The 236-nt window shown below is 65.7% G+C and carries 1 protein-coding gene; it reads left to right on the top strand.

Annotation, left to right across the window (positions count from 1 at the left end):
- On the top strand, positions 1-236 hold a 236-nt coding region (locus tag KVT38_RS34200; protein ID WP_217598144.1), incomplete at both ends, for a DeoR family transcriptional regulator.

The following is a 236-nucleotide window of genomic DNA, read 5'->3' as shown; positions in this document are numbered from 1 at the left end:
AACGCCATCAGCAGCTCGCCCGCCTCATCGAAGAAAATCCGTTCCTGTCCGACCGGGAATTGTCCCGCCTGCTCAAAGTGAGCCTCCAGACGATCCGGCTCGACAGGCTGGAGCTGGCGATTCCGGGGCTGCGCGAGCGGCTCAAGCTGATGGCGGAGCGCTCCTACGACCCGGTCCGACCGCCGCCGCTGCACGAGGGGATCGGGGACATCCTCGATCTGCAGCTCCTCAAGAGC

It is taken from the genome of Cohnella sp. GbtcB17, assembly GCF_019091135.1.
GTDB lineage: Bacteria > Bacillota > Bacilli > Paenibacillales > Paenibacillaceae > Cohnella.
This window is presented reverse-complemented; position numbering and strand designations above follow the sequence as displayed.